Source organism: Paenibacillus woosongensis, assembly GCF_009725165.1.
GTDB classification, from domain to species: domain Bacteria; phylum Bacillota; class Bacilli; order Paenibacillales; family Paenibacillaceae; genus Fontibacillus; species Fontibacillus woosongensis.
Genome location: NZ_WNZW01000029.1, coordinates 1 through 1,516, shown reverse-complemented (window position 1 = coordinate 1,516; position 1,516 = coordinate 1). Strand labels below are relative to the sequence as shown.

1 protein-coding gene and 2 pseudogenes are annotated in these 1,516 nt (G+C 39.3%); all 3 read right to left on the bottom strand.

From position 1 onward, the window contains the following. Positions 1 to 223: pseudogene (locus tag GNP95_RS25435) on the bottom strand (hypothetical protein); the annotation flags it as partial. Positions 224 to 695: 472 nt separating this feature from the next. Further along, positions 696 to 1,049, bottom strand: a complete 354-nt coding sequence (locus tag GNP95_RS25430) for a hypothetical protein (RefSeq protein ID WP_330163626.1) — start codon at positions 1,047 to 1,049, stop codon at positions 696 to 698. Between the two features lie 10 nt (positions 1,050 to 1,059). Beyond that, positions 1,060 to 1,516: pseudogene (locus GNP95_RS26335) on the bottom strand (hypothetical protein); the annotation flags it as partial.

Sequence of the window (1,516 nt, the reverse complement as noted above, 5' to 3'; positions counted from 1 at the left end):
TCAAGTTATAGTCCTGTTTCTTTGCAATTCGCTGCGCCACATCCTTAGTTAATTCATCGGACCAGTTCAGCTCTGTTTGTACTTCTAAGGTTAACCGATGGGTGTCCACATATTCCTCAGGAAAATAGTGACAGATGTGTTTATGGAACTCATTGAAAAAGTCCCAATATACGTCTGTAAAGTCAATGACAATGCGGTCGATGGATACAGTGACTCCTTTCATGTGCCGCCCCCTCCCGAATTTTTTGATGAATTTCGGGCTTAATTAGAGGGCAGGTGGCTAGCCTTTAACACATGTCCTTCCCGTTAGAAATGTTCAGTTAAGTCCTGACAATAATAGTGGTCGGGCTATCCCTTGAATTTGTTGCGATGCTCTCGACACTATATCCATCGGGGTATCTATTCGCAAAGTTGCGTTTAATTTGAAAAAACCGCAAGAAAACGAAGATAACAAAAAACAGGTCAATCATGGTGGTATCTGACCATAATCGACCTGTTCAATGTAACGGAATACCGTTATTTAGGTGATAAAATTCAAGCATTGATGTGTGCGTACAAGCAAAATGATGAAATCTTTATACGGGTATTACATGGGTTATTCGTGTTATTGGTTGAATGATGGGTTCACTCGGCACTGGGTAGCCCCCAACAAAAAAGAAACCTTGAAAGGCACGAAGCCTATCAAGGTTGACCTACTATATCTTTTCAATCGAAATTGAAGCGCAAAGTATTTCTGCGTTAAGAGGGGGCATTAAGATTTTGCAACTTAGCAAACTATGACCCTCACTCTGAACATCTGTTACTTCGATATCTTGAAGAAAATAAGGAATTTGTGGTCTAGTCAACTCTCTTAAAGGTTTTATCCTATCATCAGCACTTGTAACAAAGGAAAAACTAGAACACCCAATAAAGGACAATTTGACGTTAAACTCTGTGTCCTCAAACACAAGGGTTATTTCATCACCAAAAAAACTTGAATCAAACTTTAATACTCTAGCATCCCAGTAGTGCATTGCCTCAATTTCGGACAGAATTTTTTCAGCTTTCACACTAATCACCTCACTTTTTATATGGGATATGAGCATCAGGGCTTTTTCTGTCAACAACATTCAGGTTTACATCAATTGGATTACCACTCTCATCAAACAAATGAACATGGTCATACTTTGTAACCTTATCAGGTGGGTCAATTTTCATTCGGACGTTCCCATTAGCATCTCTAATGTGAACGAAACCATTGTTCTCAGTATACTTCCAATCCTTCGGCAAGCTATCTAAGATTTCTTGCTTTGACATGTTAGGGATGTTTTCAGCATTTATTTTACCTGCAAAGTTCCCTATAGTATTACCCGTCCCCTTATTCTTGATCCTTTCAAGAATTTCCTTCTCTTTTTTCAAATGCACATCGAAGTTGGACGCTTCTCTTACAGCTGCGCTTTGCTCTACATTGGTCTTAACTTTCGTGCGTAATTCTTCTCGTCCTTTACTTACCCACTCAACTGCATTTTTCCCGTAT